At 60.1% G+C, this 20402-nt stretch carries 13 protein-coding genes; 3 read left to right on the top strand and 10 right to left on the bottom strand.

Annotation, left to right across the window (positions count from 1 at the left end; translation table 11 throughout):
- Position 1: 1 nt before the first annotated feature.
- From NKI18_RS16190 to tagH, 4 genes are all read right to left on the bottom strand, one after another.
- Positions 2 to 775, bottom strand: coding sequence for a PP2C family protein-serine/threonine phosphatase (locus NKI18_RS16190; RefSeq protein WP_352619640.1), 774 nt, complete (start codon positions 773 to 775; stop codon positions 2 to 4).
- Positions 776 to 1692: 917 nt separating this feature from the next.
- Complete coding sequence (gene tssM / locus NKI18_RS16185) at positions 1693 to 5256, bottom strand: type VI secretion system membrane subunit TssM (protein WP_353020022.1); 3564 nt, start codon at positions 5254 to 5256, stop codon at positions 1693 to 1695.
- A 22-nt stretch (positions 5257 to 5278) separates the two neighbouring features.
- On the bottom strand, positions 5279 to 6514 hold the full coding sequence (gene tssL, locus NKI18_RS16180; RefSeq protein ID WP_352619638.1) for a type VI secretion system protein TssL, long form: 1236 nt from the start codon (positions 6512 to 6514) through the stop codon (positions 5279 to 5281).
- A 562-nt stretch (positions 6515 to 7076) separates the two neighbouring features.
- A complete protein-coding gene (tagH, locus tag NKI18_RS16175) occupies positions 7077 to 8132 on the bottom strand; it encodes a type VI secretion system-associated FHA domain protein TagH (protein WP_352619680.1) in 1056 nt (351 codons plus the stop codon).
- A gap of 281 nt (positions 8133 to 8413) precedes the next feature.
- On the opposite strand from tagH, the gene NKI18_RS16170 reads away from it, so the two are divergent.
- Genes NKI18_RS16170 through NKI18_RS16160 form a run of 3 tightly spaced genes read left to right on the top strand, consistent with a single transcriptional unit; the run spans position 8414 to position 12280 of the window.
- The gene (locus tag NKI18_RS16170; RefSeq protein ID WP_352619679.1) at positions 8414 to 10744 is read left to right on the top strand and encodes a type VI secretion system Vgr family protein; all 2331 of its coding nucleotides are present in this window, start codon (positions 8414 to 8416) and stop codon (positions 10742 to 10744) included.
- Between the two features lie 7 nt (positions 10745 to 10751).
- Positions 10752 to 11177, top strand: coding sequence for a DUF6484 domain-containing protein (locus tag NKI18_RS16165; RefSeq protein ID WP_352619637.1), 426 nt, complete (start codon positions 10752 to 10754; stop codon positions 11175 to 11177).
- 56 nt (positions 11178 to 11233) lie between these two features.
- Positions 11234 to 12280, top strand: coding sequence for a HEAT repeat domain-containing protein (locus NKI18_RS16160; protein ID WP_352619636.1), 1047 nt, complete (start codon positions 11234 to 11236; stop codon positions 12278 to 12280).
- 7 nt (positions 12281 to 12287) lie between these two features.
- On the opposite strand, the gene NKI18_RS16155 is transcribed toward NKI18_RS16160, so the two are convergent.
- The 6 genes from NKI18_RS16155 to tssM (NKI18_RS16130) are packed head-to-tail and all read right to left on the bottom strand — an operon-like array spanning position 12288 to position 20402.
- Positions 12288 to 13163, bottom strand: coding sequence for a hypothetical protein (locus NKI18_RS16155; protein WP_352619635.1), 876 nt, complete (start codon positions 13161 to 13163; stop codon positions 12288 to 12290).
- Positions 13163 to 14236: a PAAR-like domain-containing protein gene (locus NKI18_RS16150; protein ID WP_023678588.1), complete on the bottom strand. Its 1074-nt coding sequence runs from the start codon at positions 14234 to 14236 to the stop codon at positions 13163 to 13165. The genes NKI18_RS16155 and NKI18_RS16150 overlap by 1 nt, the downstream gene beginning before the upstream one ends.
- A 10-nt stretch (positions 14237 to 14246) precedes the next feature.
- The gene (locus NKI18_RS16145; RefSeq protein ID WP_352619634.1) at positions 14247 to 15257 is read right to left on the bottom strand and encodes a hypothetical protein; all 1011 of its coding nucleotides are present in this window, start codon (positions 15255 to 15257) and stop codon (positions 14247 to 14249) included.
- Complete coding sequence (locus tag NKI18_RS16140) at positions 15254 to 16339, bottom strand: DUF2169 family type VI secretion system accessory protein (protein WP_352619633.1); 1086 nt, start codon at positions 16337 to 16339, stop codon at positions 15254 to 15256. The genes NKI18_RS16145 and NKI18_RS16140 overlap by 4 nt, the downstream gene beginning before the upstream one ends.
- Positions 16339 to 16884: a type VI secretion system-associated protein TagF gene (gene tagF / locus NKI18_RS16135; protein WP_353020020.1), complete on the bottom strand. Its 546-nt coding sequence runs from the start codon at positions 16882 to 16884 to the stop codon at positions 16339 to 16341. Before tagF ends, NKI18_RS16140 begins: the two co-directional genes overlap by 1 nt.
- Entirely contained in the window at positions 16866 to 20402 is a 3537-nt protein-coding gene (tssM, locus tag NKI18_RS16130) for a type VI secretion system membrane subunit TssM (RefSeq protein ID WP_352619631.1), read from the bottom strand. The genes tagF and tssM (NKI18_RS16130) overlap by 19 nt, the downstream gene beginning before the upstream one ends.

Here is a 20402-nt window from a genome sequence, read left to right as displayed (position 1 = left end):
CTCAACCCTCCGCTCTGGACAGATCAGGGTAGGGAGGGTGTCCATTGCTTCTGTTTGCGAATTTTACCAGCACAATCGTGACATTGTCTGTCCCGCCTCGCTCCAGCACCGTTTTCAGCAGAGCCTCACAGGCCGCCTGAGGTGTCGCAGTCACAACCGCGGCGCCGATCTCGGCATCGGTCAGATGCGCCGTCAGCCCATCGGTGCACAACACAAAGATGTCTCCCGGCATGATTTCGCCTTGCTGGAAATCGATGACGATTTCGTCGCTGACGCCTACCGCATGCGTGATGACATTGCGGCGCGGCCAGGTGAGCGCCTCGGCTGCGCTGATCATGCCGCGGTCGAGAAGTTCCTGAACTTCGGTGTGGTCCTTCGAGATCTGTGAGATCGAGCCGTTGCGGATCAGATAAACCCGGCTGTCGCCCGCCCATAGGCAGGCAAATCGCCCATCCCTCGCCAACAGAGCGGCAACGGTGGAGCCGATGGTTATGCCGCGGGACTCGGAGATCCTGCGGATCTCGGCGTTGGCACGGCTCAGCCTGTCCTCGAAGCGTGCACGAAGATCCGGGGCGGAGCTGGCAATCCCGATCGTGGCCAGATGATCGACAATGCTGGCTGAAGCGACCTCTCCGGCTTCATGTCCACCCATTCCGTCGGCCACCACCCACAGGCCGGTTCGTGGCTCGAGCAGATAGTTGTCTTCATTATGCTCACGGACACAGCCATTGTGGCTCACGCCGAAGCTTTCAAAGGAAAGGGCGACATCGCTCACCTTGCCACCAAGCGCTTCTCAAAGCGTCCCTCTGCGGCGCACCTTCAGGCGCTCGCTGCTGCCACTTTGCCACAGGCTGAAATATTAAAGTATCGAAATCTAGCGTTGAGCGCGTGACCGTTGTGGCGCGTCACCACGAGAAAGAGCTCAAGAGATGATTGGGGGGCGCGACAGCGCTCCGTTGCCTGCTCAACTGCGCATGCTGCGATCTCCCCGTCTGTCACAGCTTGCCGGTGTCTAAGCGGTCCCGCTTATCTCACAACCAAGCAGGCAGCTGTCAGTACCCCAGAATTGTGCGGAATGACGTCATGTGATCTCCCCTTCGGCGCCCCAGAAGACCACCTGGATGCGCCTGCCGTGGACCCCGACTTCTTTCAGGATCCGAGCGAGCGGCGTGCAACCCAGCGCACATGGCCGACGCCGGCATCAAAACAGGAGGCACGGTATATGCCAAAGTATCGATCCTCCCCCGTGACATCCGGCTGGTTGATGGAGGCAACGTCGTTTCTATATATTCCTGATGTCACCCAGCGAGATCACCATAGCTCGGCCAGCGCTAAACAAAAGTATTGTCGGGTCTGATAGTCTGCAGGCAGTGTTTCTTCGACGCGCCGCATCGGCGCTTGAGCGCATGCAGCCACTGCCTCGCCAAAGGTTCTCTCTGACGCATTGTCGGCCCCGACCGATGCCGGTTCGCTCGCCCGACTTCTCAACCAATCTGACGTCATCGGGTCAGCTGTCATAGAACTCGACCCACTCGTTCTCGCCCTTGCAAGTGGCCTTCGTGAAAATCTCCGACGAGGAACTCGATGTCGGCTCAGCACTCCGAAGGTTAACGCCTCAACGATGCAAGACAAGTGTTTGATCGTAGTAGCTTTTCGCGATCTTACTTGCACTCGGCGAGGCCCAAATCCATCTCAAAACGCCTTCGGACAGCTGAATGCAGAAAGTGCGGGAAGGAAGAAGGGGCTGGCTCCGGAACCGGTCTGGATCGTATAGCTGACGTCGCGTCCGCCGATTACGAAGCGCGCCTCCACAGTGTCGTCTTTGCTGGTGATCGTCGCCTTGTCCAGCAACCTCTTGAGCGACCACGGCCCTTCCAACCTGATTGCGGATTCGCGGCCCGGCATTTCCGGCATCACCCTCAGACTGGCGGATCTCGAGGCTGCATCGGTCGGCCAGGACACAGTGCTTGGCGTGTTGCCAGCCTGGTTGCTCTGGACGATCTGGCCATCGACATCGAGCACCGCAGCATCTGCATCACCATTCAGCGAGAACGGGGTAAAGGTCAGGTTGACTGACGGCATTGATCCGCCCGACGGGAAAAATGCGCCGCGGATTTCGGCAGCCAGCTGAAAGTTTTTCAGCGTCGACTTCGACAGGTCGCGCCCAAAGCGTGCATCCTGTTTCCAGCTCCAGTCCTGGCCGCTCATGTCGATCAAGGAAGCAAGGTTTTGTGCGAAGAACCGGTCCATCAGGCCGCCCGGAGAGAACAATTTGGCGAAGTCCGCCATCGCAATATCCTCGGTACCATCGCCGGCGAAGGGGTAGCGGCCGTTGACCGCCTTCTCGCAGGGCTGTGTGACGGCCTGGTCGAGCATCTCATTCAAATTCGTCAACGAAATTTCAGCTGCGTTGCCCTCAAATTCGTCTGCAGTTGCGTTGACCATTCTGCCGAGTTGCTTGGGCAGACGCGATGCATTGGCGCGAAGGGTGGCTATCTGCAGCTGCAGGTTGGCGTTGACACGTTCCGTCTGCAAGGGGACCTCGGTTGCCAGTTGCAGGCTCTGGTGGATGTCGCGAAAATTCTGGGTCAGCGCATCGATGGGTCGGTGTCCAAAAGGACCGCTTACCAGAGCCTGGAAGGACCTGAACTGCGCTTCGATGTTTGCCCCAGGGCTCTGGCTTTGAAATTTCGCGGACCCCGTACCGGCACGGCTTTGCGACTTTGCGGAGCTAATTTGAATGCCGATGCGAGCCAGGCCCTTGGCCATGTCCGCGACATCCTGGTACTGGCGCATGAGGGTGCCGGCTATCACCCCAGTGCCCGAGTCTTCGCCGGAGACAGGGTCGCGCGCCAGGGCTGTTTCCTCGGCAATCGCGGTAAAAAGCTGTTCGATCGGCGAGCTTGGTGAGGCAACGGCGGAAAGCGCGACATAGTTCGGCTTGTCGTTCAGCATGGCTTTGAATTTCAAACCATCGAGAACGCTGTTCCACGCGGCTGCGAACTCCTTGCCGTAGCGATCGAGAAGTTCGGGGCCGAGCTGGAGCAACTCCTGATCGATCCCGCCTTGCTCGCCGCCACCGCCCAGGACCCACTGGTCGTCGACGAGTGTCTGCGCAACGCGCGAAAGCTGTCCGAGATAAAAGTTGTTGAATCCGGCATGGGTGTAGAGACCGGGAATACGGAGCTTCGACAGATCGCCGCCATCGACGCGCTCGAACACAAGCTGCGCTTCCGGCCCGACTTTTTTCGAAACAGAAAAATCGTCCAGCGCAGCCGCGTACACCGCCGACTTGATCAATGCGGACGCACGATCGGTAAGGCTCATGCGCCCGAGTGAACGTTGGGCGGCTTCCACAAGCGGCTGGTTGAGTTCGAAAACCGGATCATAGGCATCGTCCAACGCAAGCATGGCGCGCAGGTGCTTTTCGAGCTGCGCGCGTCCTTCGCGGTTGCTCTCGCCTGGATACCGGTTCTGTTCCCAATCCTGCTTCATCCAGGAGATGATCAATGCGTCATCGACCTTGGGTGCCTTGCCGCCGAGCATTAGGTAGATCTTGAGCGGTTCGTAGAGCGCGGCGGGCTCAGCCATCGTCGCCTGGACGGTCCGCTCCGCCTGAACAAGCAGACGCGACCGCAACATTCGTTCCAGTGCTTGCCGGTAGGCCGTTGTCGATGCCGAAAGAAGCCTTTCCCGCTGGCTAAGGCCGACCGTTTCCTCGATCGGGGTCGGTAAGTCACTGGTTTCAAAACCGGCCGGCATGTTGCGCAACTGGTCGAGCGGCCCGATGACGTTTTCAAGGTCGACATCGGTGACCGTCGTGCTTTTGAGCAGAGCGTCGGCTGTCTCGCGATATTGGCTCGTCGCCTGCGTCGTGGAGGCGATCAGCGAGCGGTTGGCCATGAAGCTCATCCCGAGCGCGCCAAGGGCCGCTGCAGTGATCAACGCTATGATGCCAAAGCCGCCATATCTGAGGGCCGCTGCCCGCCTCTCGCTCGCTCGGTCAAAGGAAACCCATCCGGATTCGGCAAAAATGACATCAGTCAGGAGATCGTGCAAAAAGAAGCTCTTGCCGGTCCCGGACAGGTGGGGGCGGGAATTGTTGCCGAAACTGCGGCCGATTGCGCCCAACACCTGATCGATCTGCGTTCCCTCTTGGGTCCCCGACGAGAAGTAGAGCCCACGCAAGCTGACGTTCACTTGGCTGCGGACCGGATCGAACAGGCTGGTCACGACATTGGCAATTCGGCCCTTGAGCGCGTAAAACTGGGCCGGAAAGCCAAAGATCGCTATGCGCGAGACCGGATCAGGCTCTTCCTGCAGGCGATCAGGCATCTCGTCCGCCAAGCGGTTCGCCAGTGCATCGAATTCGGCCGAAGCCTCACCGGCCATGTTCTTGTTGCGGTCTGTGGTCTGGAATGTCGCGCCCCAGACCTTGCGCCTGCGCGGCTCCTCGAAACTGCCGAAATAATCCATGAAGCCTGCAACAAGATCGGCCTTGGTGAAAAGCAGGTACACCGGAAACTGGATTTTCAGCGTCTCGTGGATCTCCCTCAGGCGACTGCGTATTTCGACGACATGGGCGTCAAGCTGCTGGTCATCGAGGCTGATGAGATCGGCAAGGCTGATGGCCAGGATAACCCCGTTGATCGGTTGTCTGGTGCGGTGTTTTTTGAGCAGTGACAAAAACGCAAGCCAGCTCTTGCTGTCGCTTCCAGCATTGGAATCCTGCGTGGTGTAGCGTCCCGCCGTGTCGATCAGCACAGCCTTTTCGGTAAACCACCAGTCGCAGGAGCGGGTGCCGCCAACACCGGCCACCGGCTGGGCGTCTCCTGAACCGGCAAGCGGAAAATTCAGACCCGAATTGACCAGTGCCGTCGTCTTGCCGGCGCCCGGCGGGCCAATGACGATGTACCAGGGAATGTCGTAAAGGAAATTGCGCTTGCCGCTCGAGCGCTTGAGTGCTGCGATGGCCTCACTCATGCGCGCCTCGAGCACCGGTGAATCGTAATTGCGCCCGTCGTTGCGGGCAATGACCGTCTCGAGCGCTTTTTGCGCCTTTCTCACATGCCAGAAGCGCACTGCGTAAACGAGGGCCGCGGTCGCCACGATCGTGCCGATGATTGTCGCACGCAACCAGACAGGTCCCAGCGGCCGGATATCGGCGAAGCGGATCAAAGGTCCAGCAAACCAGATCGCCGCCGCAAAACCGGCCAACGCGGCCGTGCTGAATATTCGCGGCAGCCAACGCATCATTGGCGTTCCCCACCGGCGGTGTTCACAGCGTTTCCTCTTTGGGGATCATCACGTCGACACGGCGGTTCTTGGCGCGGCCCTCGGACGTCGCATTGTCGGCAATTGGCTCATCTTCGCCCTTGCCCTCGGCGGTTACTCGCGAGGGATCTCTAAGCTTCGCGGCGATCATTGTCTCAACAGCCTTCGCGCGGGCGACCGAAAGGTCAAAATTCGATTTGAACGTGCTTGATTTCCGTGGTTTCACATTATCCGTGTGGCCAACGATCGTGATTGGCCCTGGCTCGTGCTCAAGGGCTGCGGCAATCTGTGTGGCCAGTGGCAGAAACTCGGGCTTCACTTCGGTCTTGCCTGGCTGAAACAACAATTGATTGTTGATCTCCACTACGATGAAGTCGCCTTTTGTGCCGATGGTCATCCCGCCGCGCTCGACTTGCGTGGACAGTGCTGAGCGGATGCGGTCGATCTGGCCGGTCACGGCAGGCGAGGCGGCTGTCACCGGTTTGGCAAGTGGGGGTTCCACACTGGCGCGCTCGATCGTCACAGGCGTCGAGGGATTGAGCGCCAGCAATTGTCTGGCTGCAGCATCGCCTTCATCGGTCATGAACGCCCGCAACGTGAAGAACGCGGCCGTCACCAGAGCTGACGCCGCTGCAGCAACACCCCAGAGCGGCAGGCGGGTCGAAGACGGCACCATCATAGCGGCCATGCCTTGCCAGTGGGGGGAGATGTCCTCTCCGGCGCGGGCCCTGAAGTAGCGAAGCGTCTCGTAGACGTCGCGCCGCACACGTTCGAGACTGGTATCGTCGCGCGCCAGGCCACGATACTGGCCCTCAAATCCCAGGGATAGGCAGACATGCATCAGCTCGAGCAGGTCTAAGTGTGGCTCAGGATTGGCCAGCACCTTGTTCAGTGCTTCGTAAAAGCCGGCGCCGGTGGGCTCGATGTGAAAGAACCGCGACAGCATACTGTGCTGTGCCCAGGTGTCCTCGCCGGCCCAAGGCAGGTTGCCCACAAGATCGTCGGCCGTTTCGCAAAGGGCAAACTTCGCGATCCGCGCATCCTCTTCGGGAACCCCTGACTTCTCCAGCGTCCAGTCGAACCTCTCGATCGCATCGGCGATATGTTCGGCCAATGGCGCCGCCTGTCTTTCGACCGGCACGAGCCTGAGATGCCCGAACAGGACGAGCAACGGTGCTGACCCAGCGAGGATCGGATTTGCCGTCGAATATTTTACCGTGTCTGCGGCGCCGAGCAGCACCTCCTGCTGAATGCTCGGCCTTGACCCGGCCGCCTCGGCTCTGGCCGCTGTACCGGATGATGCTCCCTGATAAAGAATGGTTCCGGATGTCCAGTCCGGCGGCATATGCCGACCTATGTCAGGATCGAAAACTGTCGATTCCTTGACATGCGGGGGCGCGACGGTCTTCGCAATCGGTTCGTTTGCGGCTGGTTTCGCATTCTGCCCGCGTCGTGGATTGGTGCGGATGACGGTCTTGCCGACCGGGCCGAAAGGATCGTCCTTCGAGCTCATCGCCGATATGCCGCTGCCGTGCAGTGTCCGCGCTCGCGTGCGAGAGGCGCCAGATCTTTCCTGGCTGGATAGGGCAGGCAATGGTCCTTCCGGCAAGGCGGTCCGGAGCTACAAGAAACTATGGCGCCGCAATGTGACATTTGCCGCAGACCCCCAGGTCAATCAGGCTTACCCGCTTGGCGAACTGTCGTATGTGATCGTAGTCCCAGATGTTGTCGATTGGAACATGATGCGGTGCGCCGACGCTCTTTTCTTCGTCGGCTACAGCGGTGCAGTATGTTGCGCAGGTCTATTTGTGCTTGTCGGCTTTGGCATACGCCTCGCTGAAATAGGCCAAGAATATATCCAGCATGCCGTTTTCGTGGGCTTCCTCCATGCTCCGCCATGTGCCGACAAAAGCGTCCCACGCTTGGGCCTTCTTCGAGGTAAACGATGTCGGCGGGAGCTTTTTGCCGATCGCTTCCGGCGACAGGTCGTCAAGCAGTCGCGAGAGTGCAGCTTGCATGGCGGCATAGGTGGCAAATTCGTGCGCCTTGAGATCGCGGAACGCGTCCTCGACGCTGCGCCTGGCATCGAGATAGCCAGCCCTGCGCCGCGCGAACATGATTTCGAGTATGTCGTCGGTGCCCGGGACAAATTTAAGGGGATTGTTTTCAGCGGAGCTTATCATCGTTCGGTGTGGGCTCTTGGCCAATGTCTTTGCAGTCGCACGTGCCTTCAGCAGCATGGCCAGTTGGTCGACCACCGTGCGAAGCACTGCGCCGATTTCGGCCGCGACTTCATGCGGATCACGCAATTGGAACAATTCCGGCGAGATGCCTGCGCCGATTGCAATTTCCCGCAGCACCTCGTCTGTCGTCGAGGGGACGGCCCTAGGCAGCGACGATGTCGATGGCGGTGCTTGCCCGAGCCATCGCTCTGCCGAACTGAAGAGAGGCTCGCCTCCGGAATCAAGCAGCCGATCGGCCGCGACCGGCATGTGTCGTTGCGTCGAATCTCGGTCGGCCTCCGGATGACTTGGCGTTGCATGCTCGTCGTCAATCGATACAAAGATGACGTAGCGGCCGACCAGGAGCCTGTCACCGTGGTCTAGCCGGCGCGGACCGGTGATGCGTTGGCTCGATCCATTGATGAAAGTGCCATTGCGCGAGATGTCGTGCAGCCAAAACGCGCCTGCCTCGTATCGGATTTGGCAATGCCGGCCTGAGATGAACTTGTCAGGATCAGGCAAGATCCAGTCGCAATGTTCGCGGCCGATTTTGAAGCTGCGATTACGCGATCGGTAGCCAGGCGCCACGCCAGTGGGCAGGGCATCGACATTGCTGATCTGCAGACTGATTAACATGCGAAAATCGCCTGTGTGATCGCTGGCGGCCTTGCCGACACGATACTCCATGTTTTTAGCGTGGCTAACCCCAAATTCGCATAACGTTTGGCGCAACGCAGCGAGCGAATTCTTGGTAGCGCAGGGCCGGGCGGCGCTTCATGGTCCTCTTTGGCCAGCACAACAACATGTGTTACGCTCGACATGGACTGGCACTCATCGAGGTTAGATGTGATTTCGAGTTCCTGATTTGGATTTCGAATCCACCACGCTGGCGGCTAGGCCGAGGAGGGGCACGACCCATGCCGAGTGAACAACGTGCCACGGTGGTGCAAACGCCAGTTGGCGCTGAGCTGTTGACCTTCACACATCTCGTCGGGCGAGATGAGATCAGTCGTTGTCTGGCTTATACGGTCGGGTTCGTAAGCCCCAGCCCCGATATTGATCCGCTGAAAATGCTGGGTGGCCCCGTCTCCATCGAAGGTGAAGCCGACCCCCAGCGCTGGTTCAGCGGCATCGTGTCGGACTTTCGCCTCACCCGGATCGAGGATCGGCTGGCCTATTACGAAGCAGTCGTCCGGCCATGGCTCTGGTTTCTCGGCAATACGACCGACTGCCGCATTTTCCAGAACATGAGCGTCATCGAAATCGTCGAAGAGGTATTTTCGAAATACAGCACGGCAAGATTCGAGAAGCGCCTGCAAGGGTCCTATCCGCCGCGCGAGTACTGCGTCCAGTACGACGAGAGCGATCTCGACTTCGTGCAGCGGCTGCTCGAGCATGAAGGCATCCTGTATTTCTTCGAGCATGGCGAGGGCAAGCACACTCTTGTGCTGGCCGATGCGATGGGCAAGCTGAAGCCGGCGCCGGGCTATGAAAAAGTGCCTTACCACTTTGAGGGGCAGGGCTCCCGGCGTGATGTCGAATATATCACCGAATGGATCCCGGGCAGCTCGGTGCGGCCGGGCTCCTATGTCCATACCGATTATGATTTCAGGAAACCGGGCGCCGACCTGATGGCCAAATCGGCCCAGCCGTTCAGTCACAAGTTGGCCGCGGGGGAGAATTACCGGCAGCCCGGCGCGCATCTGGAAGTGGGCCGCGGCGACACCCTAGCGGCGATCCGGCGCGAGGAAATCCAGGCGGTGCACCAGCGCATCGCCGCTGTTGGAACCGTGCGCGGCCTGTATTCAGGCTGCACTTTCAAGCTGGACGGCTTCCCGCGCGAAGACCAGAACCGAGAGTATCTGGTGGTGAGCGCCGAATACAGACTGTTCGACCCCGGCTACAGAGCCCATGCGGATGTCGAGAGCGAGAACTTCAAGGTGGTCCTTGGCGTGGCACCCACGGCCTTGCCCTATCGTCCGCCGCGAGTCACGACATGGCCAATCATGCGCGGTCCCCAGACGGCCACGGTGGTCGGTCCGTCCGGCGAGGAGATATTCACCGACAAATATGCGCGGGTGAAGGTCCAGTTTCATTGGGACCGGCTGGGCAAAAAGGACCAGAACAGTTCCTGCTTCGTGCGGGTTTCGCAGACCTGGGCCGGAAGCGGCTGGGGTTTTATCCAGATACCGCGCATCGGGCAGGAGGTCATCGTCGACTTCATCGAAGGCGATCCCGACCTTCCGATCATTACCGGCAGGGTCTACAACGCCGCGCAGATGCCGCCCTACGGACTTCCCGGCAACGCCACGCAATCCGGATGGAAATCCGATTCATCGAAAGGTGGCGGCGGCTACAACGAACTGATGTTCGAGGACAAGGCCGGCTCCGAGCTGGTCAATTTCCAGGCGCAGAAGGACCATCACCTTCTGATCAAGCACAACCGCAACAAGCTGGTCCAGCACGACCAGTCGGACCGTATCGACCACGACGCTAAGCACTCGGTTGGTCACAACCTAGACGAGGACGTCGGCAACAACAAAACAGTGAAGGTCGGCGTAGACCAGACAACAAACATCGGCTCGAACGACACCGAGACGGTGGGTGCGAACCGGTCACTGACAGTCGGATCCAACGAGACCATCCACGTTGTGGCGAATTCGACGGAAAACATCGACGCCAACCATTCGCAGACGGTGGGAATTGTCCAGACGATCACGGTGGGGGCCGCCCGTATCGATACGGTCGGCGCCGCGGAGGTGCGAACCGTAGGCGCGGCGCAAACAAACACGATCGGCGCGACAAGGTCGGTCAGCGTGGGCATTAGCCAGACGCACAGCATAGGCACGAGTGATACCTGGACCATCGGCGCCGATCAGGGCATCAGCATCGGTGCGGGACAGACTGTGGCGATCGCAGCCTCGCAGGCCACGGATATCGGCGCCTCCCGCGTCGCCAATATCAAGTCGAACGACAGCACCGACGTTGGTGGCGGGCATCTGCTCAAGATCGCCAAAGGGAGTAAGATCGACATCGGCGAGAGCGGCGTTATCGACGTCGGCAAGAACTTCACGCTCGACGCCAAGGACAGCATCACGCTGAAGTCGGGTAGCGCGCAGATCGTGATGAAGAAAGACGGCACGATCATCATCGAGGGCAAGGATATTACCGTGAAGGGCTCGGGCACGATCAACATCAAGGCGTCGAGTGATGTGATCATCAAGGGCTCGAAGATCAACGAGAATTGAGGGCACGATGAGCAATGTCAGGGACAAGATCGACGGCGTGGTGATCGGCGCCTTCCTGGGTTTCGGAGAGGAGTCCCCCTTAGTCGTTTTTCCTGGCAATCCGGAGAAGACGGCATTGCCTGCTCGCAGCCTGTGCGAATTGTCGTCGGACATGATTGGCTGTGAGGTGGCCCTGCTGTTTCAGGAAGGCGACCCGCGCAAACCTCTGATCGTTGGCCGCATTGTTGAGCCTGACCGCGCCAAAATGGCTCTGCCGGTGATCCGGGATGAACAGCGCGTGCAGGTCACCGCCGCGGACCGCCTTGAACTGCGATGTGGCAAGGCGACGATCCTGATGGAAGCAGACGGCCGCATCACCATTCGTGGTGCTCAGATCACCAGCCATGCCAGTGGTGCGCAGCGCATTCGCGGCGGCTCGATCAACCTGAACTGATGCGGACCTCGTCGAATACAGAAGGGGCACGCCCGCTTCGCATTGCGAGGGAGGTCGTGCGCCAGCACGCGGAACTCGTCGCCTTTCTTTGGGCGCAGCGTGACAGCTGGTCCGCCGAGGATCCCCCCGATGCCAAGGTCGTCGCTGAGATCGACGAGCGCTTGGAGATAAATCTCGACGGACTCCGAATCGCGGGCGCCGCCGCGTGGCCGCTGTTGAGCGAGCAGTACGAGAATTTTCCGGAGAAGGGAGAGCTCTTCGCCTTCGCATGGATGGCACTGGAACTGGATGATGGCAAAAGGGTGGAACAGGCGGTCGAGTTCGCACGATTGGCGGCCGATGATGCCAAGGGTCTGGTCGGCGCGCTGGCATCGCACAAACCTGCGACCATTGGCCCGTATGTGCGCAATTGGATCGGGGGCCAGGATGCCTTGATCCGGTTCCTCGCCATTTCGTCATGTCTCGCACACAACGTTAACCCGGGCCAAACTTTGGCCCGGCTGATCAAAGACCACGATTCAAAAGTGCGTGCCGCTGCCTTGCGTCTTGCGGGCCAGCTCCGGTGCTTCGATTTGGAACGGGAGATCCAAGTTGCGCTTGATCACGAAGACGGGCCCGTCCGGCTATGGGCCTCATGGGCGCTCGTCGAATTGGGGGCTGGCGATCTCGCGCGGCAGGAACTCGCGAGAATCGCAACCGCTGGCGGCACTGACGCGGTGGTCGCCATGCGTGCGCTGGTCAAAGCCGGACCCGAAAACGACGTTCGCATCTGGATGGGCGGTCTGATGAAATCGCCCTCCACCGCTGCCATGGCCGTGCGTGGAATTGGCATGCTGGGAGACAAGTCGGCGCTGGGCTGGCTGGTCGAGCGGATGAAGGAGCCGGCCCTGGCGCTGATGGCCAAAGCCTCGTTCCTGGAACTCTTTCCTGAAGCTCGGGAAGAAAGCAAGCTGTTCACAGGGGATCCGGTCGAACTCGGCAAACCGTTCGCGACATTTTTCGCGGACCGCACCGTTACTTTGTCACTGGCCGACAAGGTGTCGGAATGGGCAGGTATGAACGTCCCTGCCACAGCCGAAACCAAGCCGATTGCCCGTCGGTAGTGTAGTATCACTCAGGAATTGGGTGGCCAAAGAAATAGCGCTGTCCCGCACGGAAACGGTTGACGTCGCCGCTGTCGAGAAAGTCTTCAATGATTGCCGCGGCCGGCAAGCGCAAGAGAGTGCCATTTTCGGTGTAGAATGAGCGAGTATCGAGGCCAGTAGCGGCCTCGAAGGCGACCCGTTCACGATTGATGCGGCCAAATTGGCGGTCGTCTGATCGCAACCTGTCCAGCAATCTGTGGGAAAGCTGAATCACATCGTACGTCTTGCCTTCATAGATTGGGGTAGTATCTGACGATTGAGTAGCGGCAACATCTCGGAAAGCTTTTTGGACCACGTCAAAGTATGACACCCGGTCCACGACAAATCGCAGTGGCTCATTATCATCGTCTGGAACATCAAGGGTCTGCGAGGCGCCGTCCCAGACGGGGCCGTCCTCCTCTTCCAGCAAATAGGCGAGGTGGTTTTCGATCTGGTGCCGTGCCTCTTCGTCTTCCGCCTCCTGATGCAGTTGCAGTAGCGGTGTTACCGCCTTGAGGCTGCAGGATGCGCCCAATGCCGAGGCAAAGAAGTACTGGAAATCAGAATTCGACATTCGCGGCGTGAAGTACGAGAAAGCGCCCGAGATTGTTTTCCAGCTGCCGGCATAGCCGATGATTTCAGTGCTAGCTCGCCAGAAAAAATATCCCTCCGTCTTTGTCATCAGAGGAGGTAGTCGACCAATCTCGCGAAAATTCCCTGACTTGCATGCCCTCAGGATACCTAAGTAGGCCGTCCATGGATCTTCGCTATGAATTGCAGAAATTGGATCAAACTCATCGCCCAGGGATGCATCCACATGAAATCCATCATAGATGTGGGGATTGATGTGTGTCTCAGGCATCAATTCGTCGTCAGATGTTCGAGGTCTTTTTGCCAAGCTTCGATGTCCTGACAGTCCCCAGAGGAAGCTTTCAAATATTGGTCTGGCAATACGTTGTTTGCGGTTGCACATCCGCCTCCCATCATCGGCGTTTTGTGGTGCATCGTCTTGCCTTTGAAATCAGGCGGAGGTTGACCTGGCTTCGTGTTCGCTTCTGTCCATTTCTTCACAGCGGCATCCTTCAGTCCGTTGTCGTCGAAATGGTTTCGACCACTCCTCGCCTGTCTTTCCACACGCGTTCCTGGGGTTCGCGGGCTGGTGTATCTGGATTTAGCACCGCGCGGCACGTCAAAATAGAGGGCGCATGGTCCGTCTTCCGTCTTGTGGACATTCGGACAGCCATCACCGCCTGCCGCGCTTTCTGCCCGCGCCTTCGCCTTGGCGGCCAGCATGTCATCCATCTTCTTCTTGAAGCGCTCGCGCACCTTGATCTGTTTGTCGTTAGTAGCGGGAAGCTCGCTGTGTCTCTTTGCCCAGAAATCGCTTTCCTTCATCAATGGAAACTTTTTGTCGTTCTCGTCCTTTTGCCATTCGTGCAGAGGCTCGTGGCAACATGGACATTTGTCTTCGTCCCAGAGGGCTTCGGACTCGGCGAAAGTCTGCGTCTCCGGCGCTGGGGCTGGAGGCGTCGAGGGAGGGTCGGATGCATGATTGCTGGTGGTAATGTCCAAGTGGCGACAAACGTTCTTGCCCTCATATTTGACGTCCATGCACCACGATTGGAAGTAGGTCTTGCCTGTGATCTGATGGGTGATCACGGCTGCCCCGAAAGTCCGTGTCGCGGCTTCATTTCCCAGAACGGATTCCTTGTAATACGACCTCTGTGCCAATGCCGCGCCTTTGCCGCCGATCTTTACCGTTGATGAGCCTGATTTGAGTGTGTTCGAAAACGAGGTGTTTGGGTACGGGATCGGAATCGGCCCGGCTGGTGGCGACGGTGGCGACATGCACACGTCGGGGAAGCGTGCGATTGATTTGTTCATCCCGTTCTCGGCTGCAATTTCCCACTTTCCGGCAAAGACATTCTTTGTCATCTGACGGTCCTCATGCTGAGACCACAGCGGCGGCACGACCGCCGAACGACATCGAGCTGCCGTGCAGTGCGGCGAGGTCGCCAGGCGCATAGGCGCGCCTGAAGGCCTGCTCGGCCCAGGCGAACTGGATCAGGCCAGCCGCCGATCCGCAATCGCCCATACAGTCCGCCGCGTGCCACAGCGGTTGTTCCGGACGCGTCTTACGCATGTTGCGCATTTGCGCCAGCACCAATTCCTCGAATGCGTAAGACTCGCCCCCGACATCGCTGATGCGGAAAGCAACTTCGTGCAGATGGGCGCCCGCCTCGCGAAGTGCGGCTTTCAGCGCGGCGCTGAGACCATCCGCTCGGAACGGCTCCTCGTTGCCTGCGGTTGCCGTTTCGATGGCCAGGCCCAGCCCTCGCAATCGCAAGGCCCCCTCAAGGATCGGACGTTTGCTGACGACCAGAATGCAGGCCGCCTCACCGGGGATGAGGCCGTCCGTCACTTGGCTCGTCTTCAATCGCATGCGGCTGTCGAGCCAGCTGAGCGAGCGAGCGTCAATCAGGCTGTCGATCGCCATGATGAGGCAGGCTTCCGCATTGCGCTCGTTCAACAGCTTGCGCGCCTGTTCTATCGCAACAAAAGCCGAGATTTGGCCATGGGTGATCTGGAATGTGCGCGATCCCACTAATGGCTCCCCTCCGCGCACCGCAAGCCCGGACAGAATGCCATTTATGCGGGCGCCGGGCATGCCGGCGTCGCGCGTACACAGGAGGAACGGCATCTCGCCCCAGGGAAGCAAGGCCGCAATCTTTTCATCGATATGCTCGACAGCGAGTCGGGCTAGAGCCGTGAGACGGCTCCGGCCCCGCGTTTCAGCCGGAACAGCCTCGACCCTGGCTCCGCGAAGCGGCTGCCCATTGATGTCCCGATACAACAACTCCTGGAATACCGAGATACTCGCCCGCATGGCGGCGGCAGCACTTTCGGGCGTATAGCCGACAGGGCAGACAAGACTGACACAGGAAATCGCCGTCATCTTTTTTTCCGCATCCCGGCCAAGGCCGCCACAGCCTCCTTCAGCCCAGCGTAATGAGGCTTGAGAAAGATCGGCTCCCGCTCCTTTCCCACCTGGACCTGGAGCAGTTTCACAAACTTCCGAGGCAGCTTTGTGCTTGCTCGTCCGACCAGCACTATCCTCCTCTCATGCGGCAGCATGGTCAGCGTATCCGGCGCCACCACCTTGTGCTCGGTCCTGTCATGGAACATGAACCGTACCGCAACTGACATCGCTGGCAGCTTCACCTTGAACTTGCCGCTTTCGTTCATGCCGAGGCAGCCGAAGATCATGCCTTCGCCAAGCTTGTCCAACCATTGGTCCTGGGGCGCCGCCTGAAAGTACCGGTCGTCAAAATCTTGCGGCAGGAAGGGCAGGACGTTCTCCATCCAGTGCTTGTCATAGGTGCCGGCATAGCGCGCGCGCTCCTTGGCAAAGCGCGGCACCGGCCCGAAGCCGATGGCGCGCGGTCGGTCGTTCCAGATGCGCATTCGCGATTGCGGGTGCTCGACGCTGGGCAGCAGCGTGCCATCGACATTACTCTGGCCGACAAGGTAGCCGCTGCCGATCGGGTTGACCGCGTCGCTGCGGTGCTTCGCTGGATCGGGATCGGTGCGGTCGGTGCCGCCGAAGGCAAGGTGCCACGCAAGCGGTATTGAAACGAACGGCGTCGGCCGCGAAGCCTGGATACCGAGCCCGCCTCGGAACCAGCGTCTCTGTCCGGTGACTATCGCGCGCTTGTCCAGTCCCGGTCCAACCAGGCGCACGTCGATAGCTTCCACCTGCCTCCCCTGCGGGGCGACGGCCATCGCATCGAGCAGAACCTCGCATTTCGGCTTGACGGGCGCAAAGTCGGTCTCGACGCGAATGGAGGTGACCTCCGGATCGCCATAGTGAGTATCAGCATAGACGAAAGGCGACTGCTCCTTGCTGGGCGTGCAGTTTCCGTCGGGATCGACATCGAACGTGGCACGAATGACAGCCACACAATGTTTCACGCAATCCTTATCCTGGTAAGGAAAGGTCTCGGCGAGAAACGGTGTCGTGTTCTGGCTGACGAACATCAGACTTGCCTCTCCCAACTGGCGGCAAAGATTTGCTCCAGCGCGGCTTGCGGCGACAACGGATCAATGTCGAAAATGTCGGAACCAGCCGTCCACATCACCACACCGCCGATGAGCTCTTCGCCCGGTTCAACCTGCGGTGCTGGCAACGCAGCCAGCGCGCCCTCCAATTCATCCGGCGTCAGGTCGCCGCCTTGGGCGGCGATGGCCACGATTTCGATCTCACCAAACCATGCATCGGCATAGGCAAGCTCGACGGGAGCCTTGGAAAGCTGCGCGACGACACTCAACGGGAACTGCCTGCCAACTCTGTCGGCGCTCTGCACGATGACGCCTGCCGATGCGCCAAGAAATTCCGGACCGCTCAGGAACCGCAGCGCCGTGCCGCGCGGCCAGGATTCCGAGCCAATAAGCGGGACGACATGCTGCGCCAGCCAGCGGTCCCAGGCGCGAACAAAATCTCCCGGCAGCCGCCGCGTCACGAAATCGCCGGTGGCGGGCATTTTGCCGTAAAAGCCGGGCAGGATCATATCTGCGGCGGACATGAAAATTTCTTGAACATCTGCAGGTTGTAGGGATTTTCGACGCTGGCAGCCTTGAGTTGGAAATCGGCGTACATGCCTTTGGTGCCCAGGCGCAGGCTGTAGACGTCCGACAGCGACGTGCCGGTGAAGCGACCGCTGCGCAACATTCTCAGCCACGCCCAGCTGCCGGTCTCGTTGAGCAAGATTTCGGGCGAGCCATCGATCGGCTGGAAGGCAAGCGAGATGACCCCTGTGCCGTCCTTGCCGGGCCACGTCATCGGCTGCGGCCTCGTTGCATTGTTATAGTAGACGAGGTTCTGGCCATCGAGGTTGAGCGTCACGCGCGCGACGTTGGGCGACAGGTCCTTCGGTTCGAGCGTGAAACTCATCAGCGGGCCTGTACCGCCGGGAAAGAGATCGTCGCGGATCCGCCTTGCCTGTTCGAACGCGGCCAGTGCCGAAGGATCAAGGCCGAAATCGGCGCGCCATTCCCATGGCTGCGCTGACGTGTCGACATAGCTGATCAGATGGTCGTTGATGAAGGTGTCGATCAGCCCTGCCGGTCCGAACAGACGGGCGAAGTCGCGGACATTGACGTCGACGGCGCTGTCGGGGCTGAAAGGATAGCGGTTGTTGAGTGCTGCCTGGCAGAACGGCAGGATATCGGCTCGCCAGATGGCGTTGAGCTCCGAGGTGACCGCCTTCTGCGTCAGGCCGCTGGTATCGCCGGCAATGCCGCCCAACCAATCATCGATTGGGTCGGGCAGGATCTGCGCCTGCCTGGCAACCGCTCCAGTCAGTTCGGCGAGGCCGCCCTGCTTCTTGATGGCGTCCTGAGGATCGGGATTGGCCGTCACCGTCTGCAGCACGTTGGACAGTGCGGTGAGCGCGACAATGGCGGCGTCGAGCGCCGGCGGCTGGCCGTCGACCTCGGCGATGGCACCCTTGAGCGGCTTGAAATGCTCGGCCACCAGACTGCCGGTAAGATCCACCTCGTCGGCGGAGCCGGCACGCGGCAAAAGCTTTGCTCCGGTTTTTACGATCTTGCCAAGCTTGCCCAGCTTGCCAAGCAGTTTCGAGCCACCTGCCGCCGCTGCCTTGTCGTTTGCCGGCGCTTCATCGGATCGCGTAAGCTCGGTCTCCTGGACCACCGCGGTGACCAGGCGCTTCAGCGCGGAGTCGGCACTTGAAAGATCCTTGAGGTTCTCACTGGCGACGTTGAGATCGGTCAATGGCGCAAGCCTCATGTCGCGCAGGAAGCTGTCCCATTGCGCGATGTAGTCGTCGTAATAAAGCTTCAGAATATCTTCTGACAGCGCTGACACCGAGGTTTCGGAATTTTCCGAGCAACCGCCGGCGAACACCGCTCGATCCAGCGCCGCCTGGGCGGCAACATCCTCGACCCGGTCAAGGATGGCATCGTGGAAGCCCGAATAGGTGAACGCGCCTGAAATGCCGACGCGCAGCGTCTTGTTGGAACGGCGCGCAAAAACCTTGGCGCCGTTGGGGCCGGCGAAGTTGGCAGGAATCCATTCCTTGAGCACAGTCACCGCCGGATCGGCCAGCAATTGTTTATAGGCACGCGCCGGCAAGGAAATCGTGCAGACGGTTTTCAGTGCCTCCGCAACCAGCGCCTGGTCCGGAGCGATATAACTGGCGTCAACCGCCATGCGACGGATCGCGGCAAGCTGGTGCTCTTCGGCGTCAGCTGTCGGAAAGGGGGCAGCCGCGGCGAATTCAGGCAGACTGTTGACCCACCAGCTCTGGGCGAAGTCTGGATCCATCTGAGAAAGGCCGGTCATCATGCGATAGGTCTTCAGCGCGCCAAGCATGAAGTCCGGATCGCGGATCTGCCGCCACATCGTCGCCTCGAGCAAAGCGACCATATGCGGCTCGAGAACGTTGCGCAGAGCGTGGTCGTAAGTGTCGGCCTGCGCCCGCAGCAACTCCGCCGATGCCGATGGCCCCAGCAGATTCTGGGCATTGCTCGGCGGTGCCGTTTGGGCATTTACGACCTCGGCCATCGCGTTGAGCGCGCCCTCGATGGCGGGCTGCTCCACCGATGCCGGGCTTGCGGCTGCCGCGGTCAGTGGCGCCTGCAGCGCCTCGAACTGGCTCGCCTGCGCTGTGATCGCATTGCGGTTGTCATAATAGGACCAGGTGAACATTGCGCCGGCCAATAAAGCCACGGCGGCACATGCTGCCGCGGCGCCACGCCAGATCCAGGCGCGGCGGCGTTGCGCCAGCGGATCGAAGGTGCCTAGGCCGGCTTCCTTGAAGATGACTTCTGTGAGCAGGTTCTTTAGGAAGAAGCTGCGTTTTTCGACACGCGGCGCGGCCAACGCCCGGCGCGGCGGAAGGCCGAAGGAGGCAGACAGCGCTGCGGTCAGCCGATCGATGGGCGCCCCTTCCTGGGTCGCCGACGTCAGATAAAGGCCACGCAGCCAGGCGGCCTCCTCATACCGGCTTTCGCCGAACATCGCCTCGATCAGTACCTGGATCGGCTCGGACAGGCTGGCGAGTTGGGCGGGAAACCTGAAGATTTCGGCGCGGGCAGCAAGCTTGTCTTCGTCCTCCAGCCGGGGCACCAGCCGCCGCTCGAGCTCGGTTGCTAACGTCGCGATTTCCCGCTCGATGGTCTTTGCATCGACATGCGCGTCGAGTGCGAACGTAGTCCCCCAGACCTGCTCGCGCGCAGCCGTCGACAAACCGCCGAAGAAAGCCTCGAACCCCTTGATCAGGTCGGCTTTGGTCAGCATCAGATAGACCGGAAGGCGGATTTCGAGGCGGTCGTTGAGCTCGGCCAGCCGACGGCGGATCTTGCGGCCATGCGCCTTGATGGCGTCGTCGCCCTCCGAAAGCACATCGATCGAAAGCGCGACGATCACACCGTTGAGCGCGCGACGGCCCCGGTGCTTCTTCAAAAGGTCGAGGAAGCCCAGCCACTCCACTGCATCGACGTCGGGTTGGCTCTCCTGTTGGACATAGCGGCCTGCAGTGTCGATCAGAACCGCACTCTCCGAAAAGAACCAGTCGCAATTGCGCGTGCCGCCGACCCCTTGCAGGTCGTCGGTCAGGTCGATCGGAAAATTCAACCCCGACTGGCGCAAGGCCGTGGTCTTGCCGGTGGCCGGCGGTCCGACGATCACGTACCAGGGCATCTCGCGCAGGAACTTGCGACCGCCCAGTTTGCGGCGCTTCAACTCGGCCATGACCTCGCCGAACTTGGCTCCGACGGCAGCGACATTCTCTTCGCCGGGGCTGAGTGGCTTCTCTACCGCCGGCGCGGCGATTTCGGCGACGAACATACGGTTGGCACGGATCGCCCGACGCTGGGCGGCGATCAGCCAGATCAGCCAGAAGATGACCAGCAGCGCGATGATGACGATGCGCACATTGTCCGAGGCGAAAGGGTCGTAGGGTCCGACCCTGACGATCGGCCCGAATACCCAGATCACAAAGCAAAGCAGCGTGATGCCAACCAGTGTCCACAGCCAGCGCGATGTCAGGACCGCCCAGAGGAAGCGCAGGATGAACAT

Origin of the sequence: Mesorhizobium sp. M0800 (assembly GCF_040320095.1) — a bacterium.
In the GTDB taxonomy this organism is placed as follows: Bacteria; Pseudomonadota; Alphaproteobacteria; order Rhizobiales; family Rhizobiaceae; genus Mesorhizobium.
Note: the sequence above shows the minus strand (reverse complement) of the source record. Positions and strands in the feature narration are given on the sequence as shown.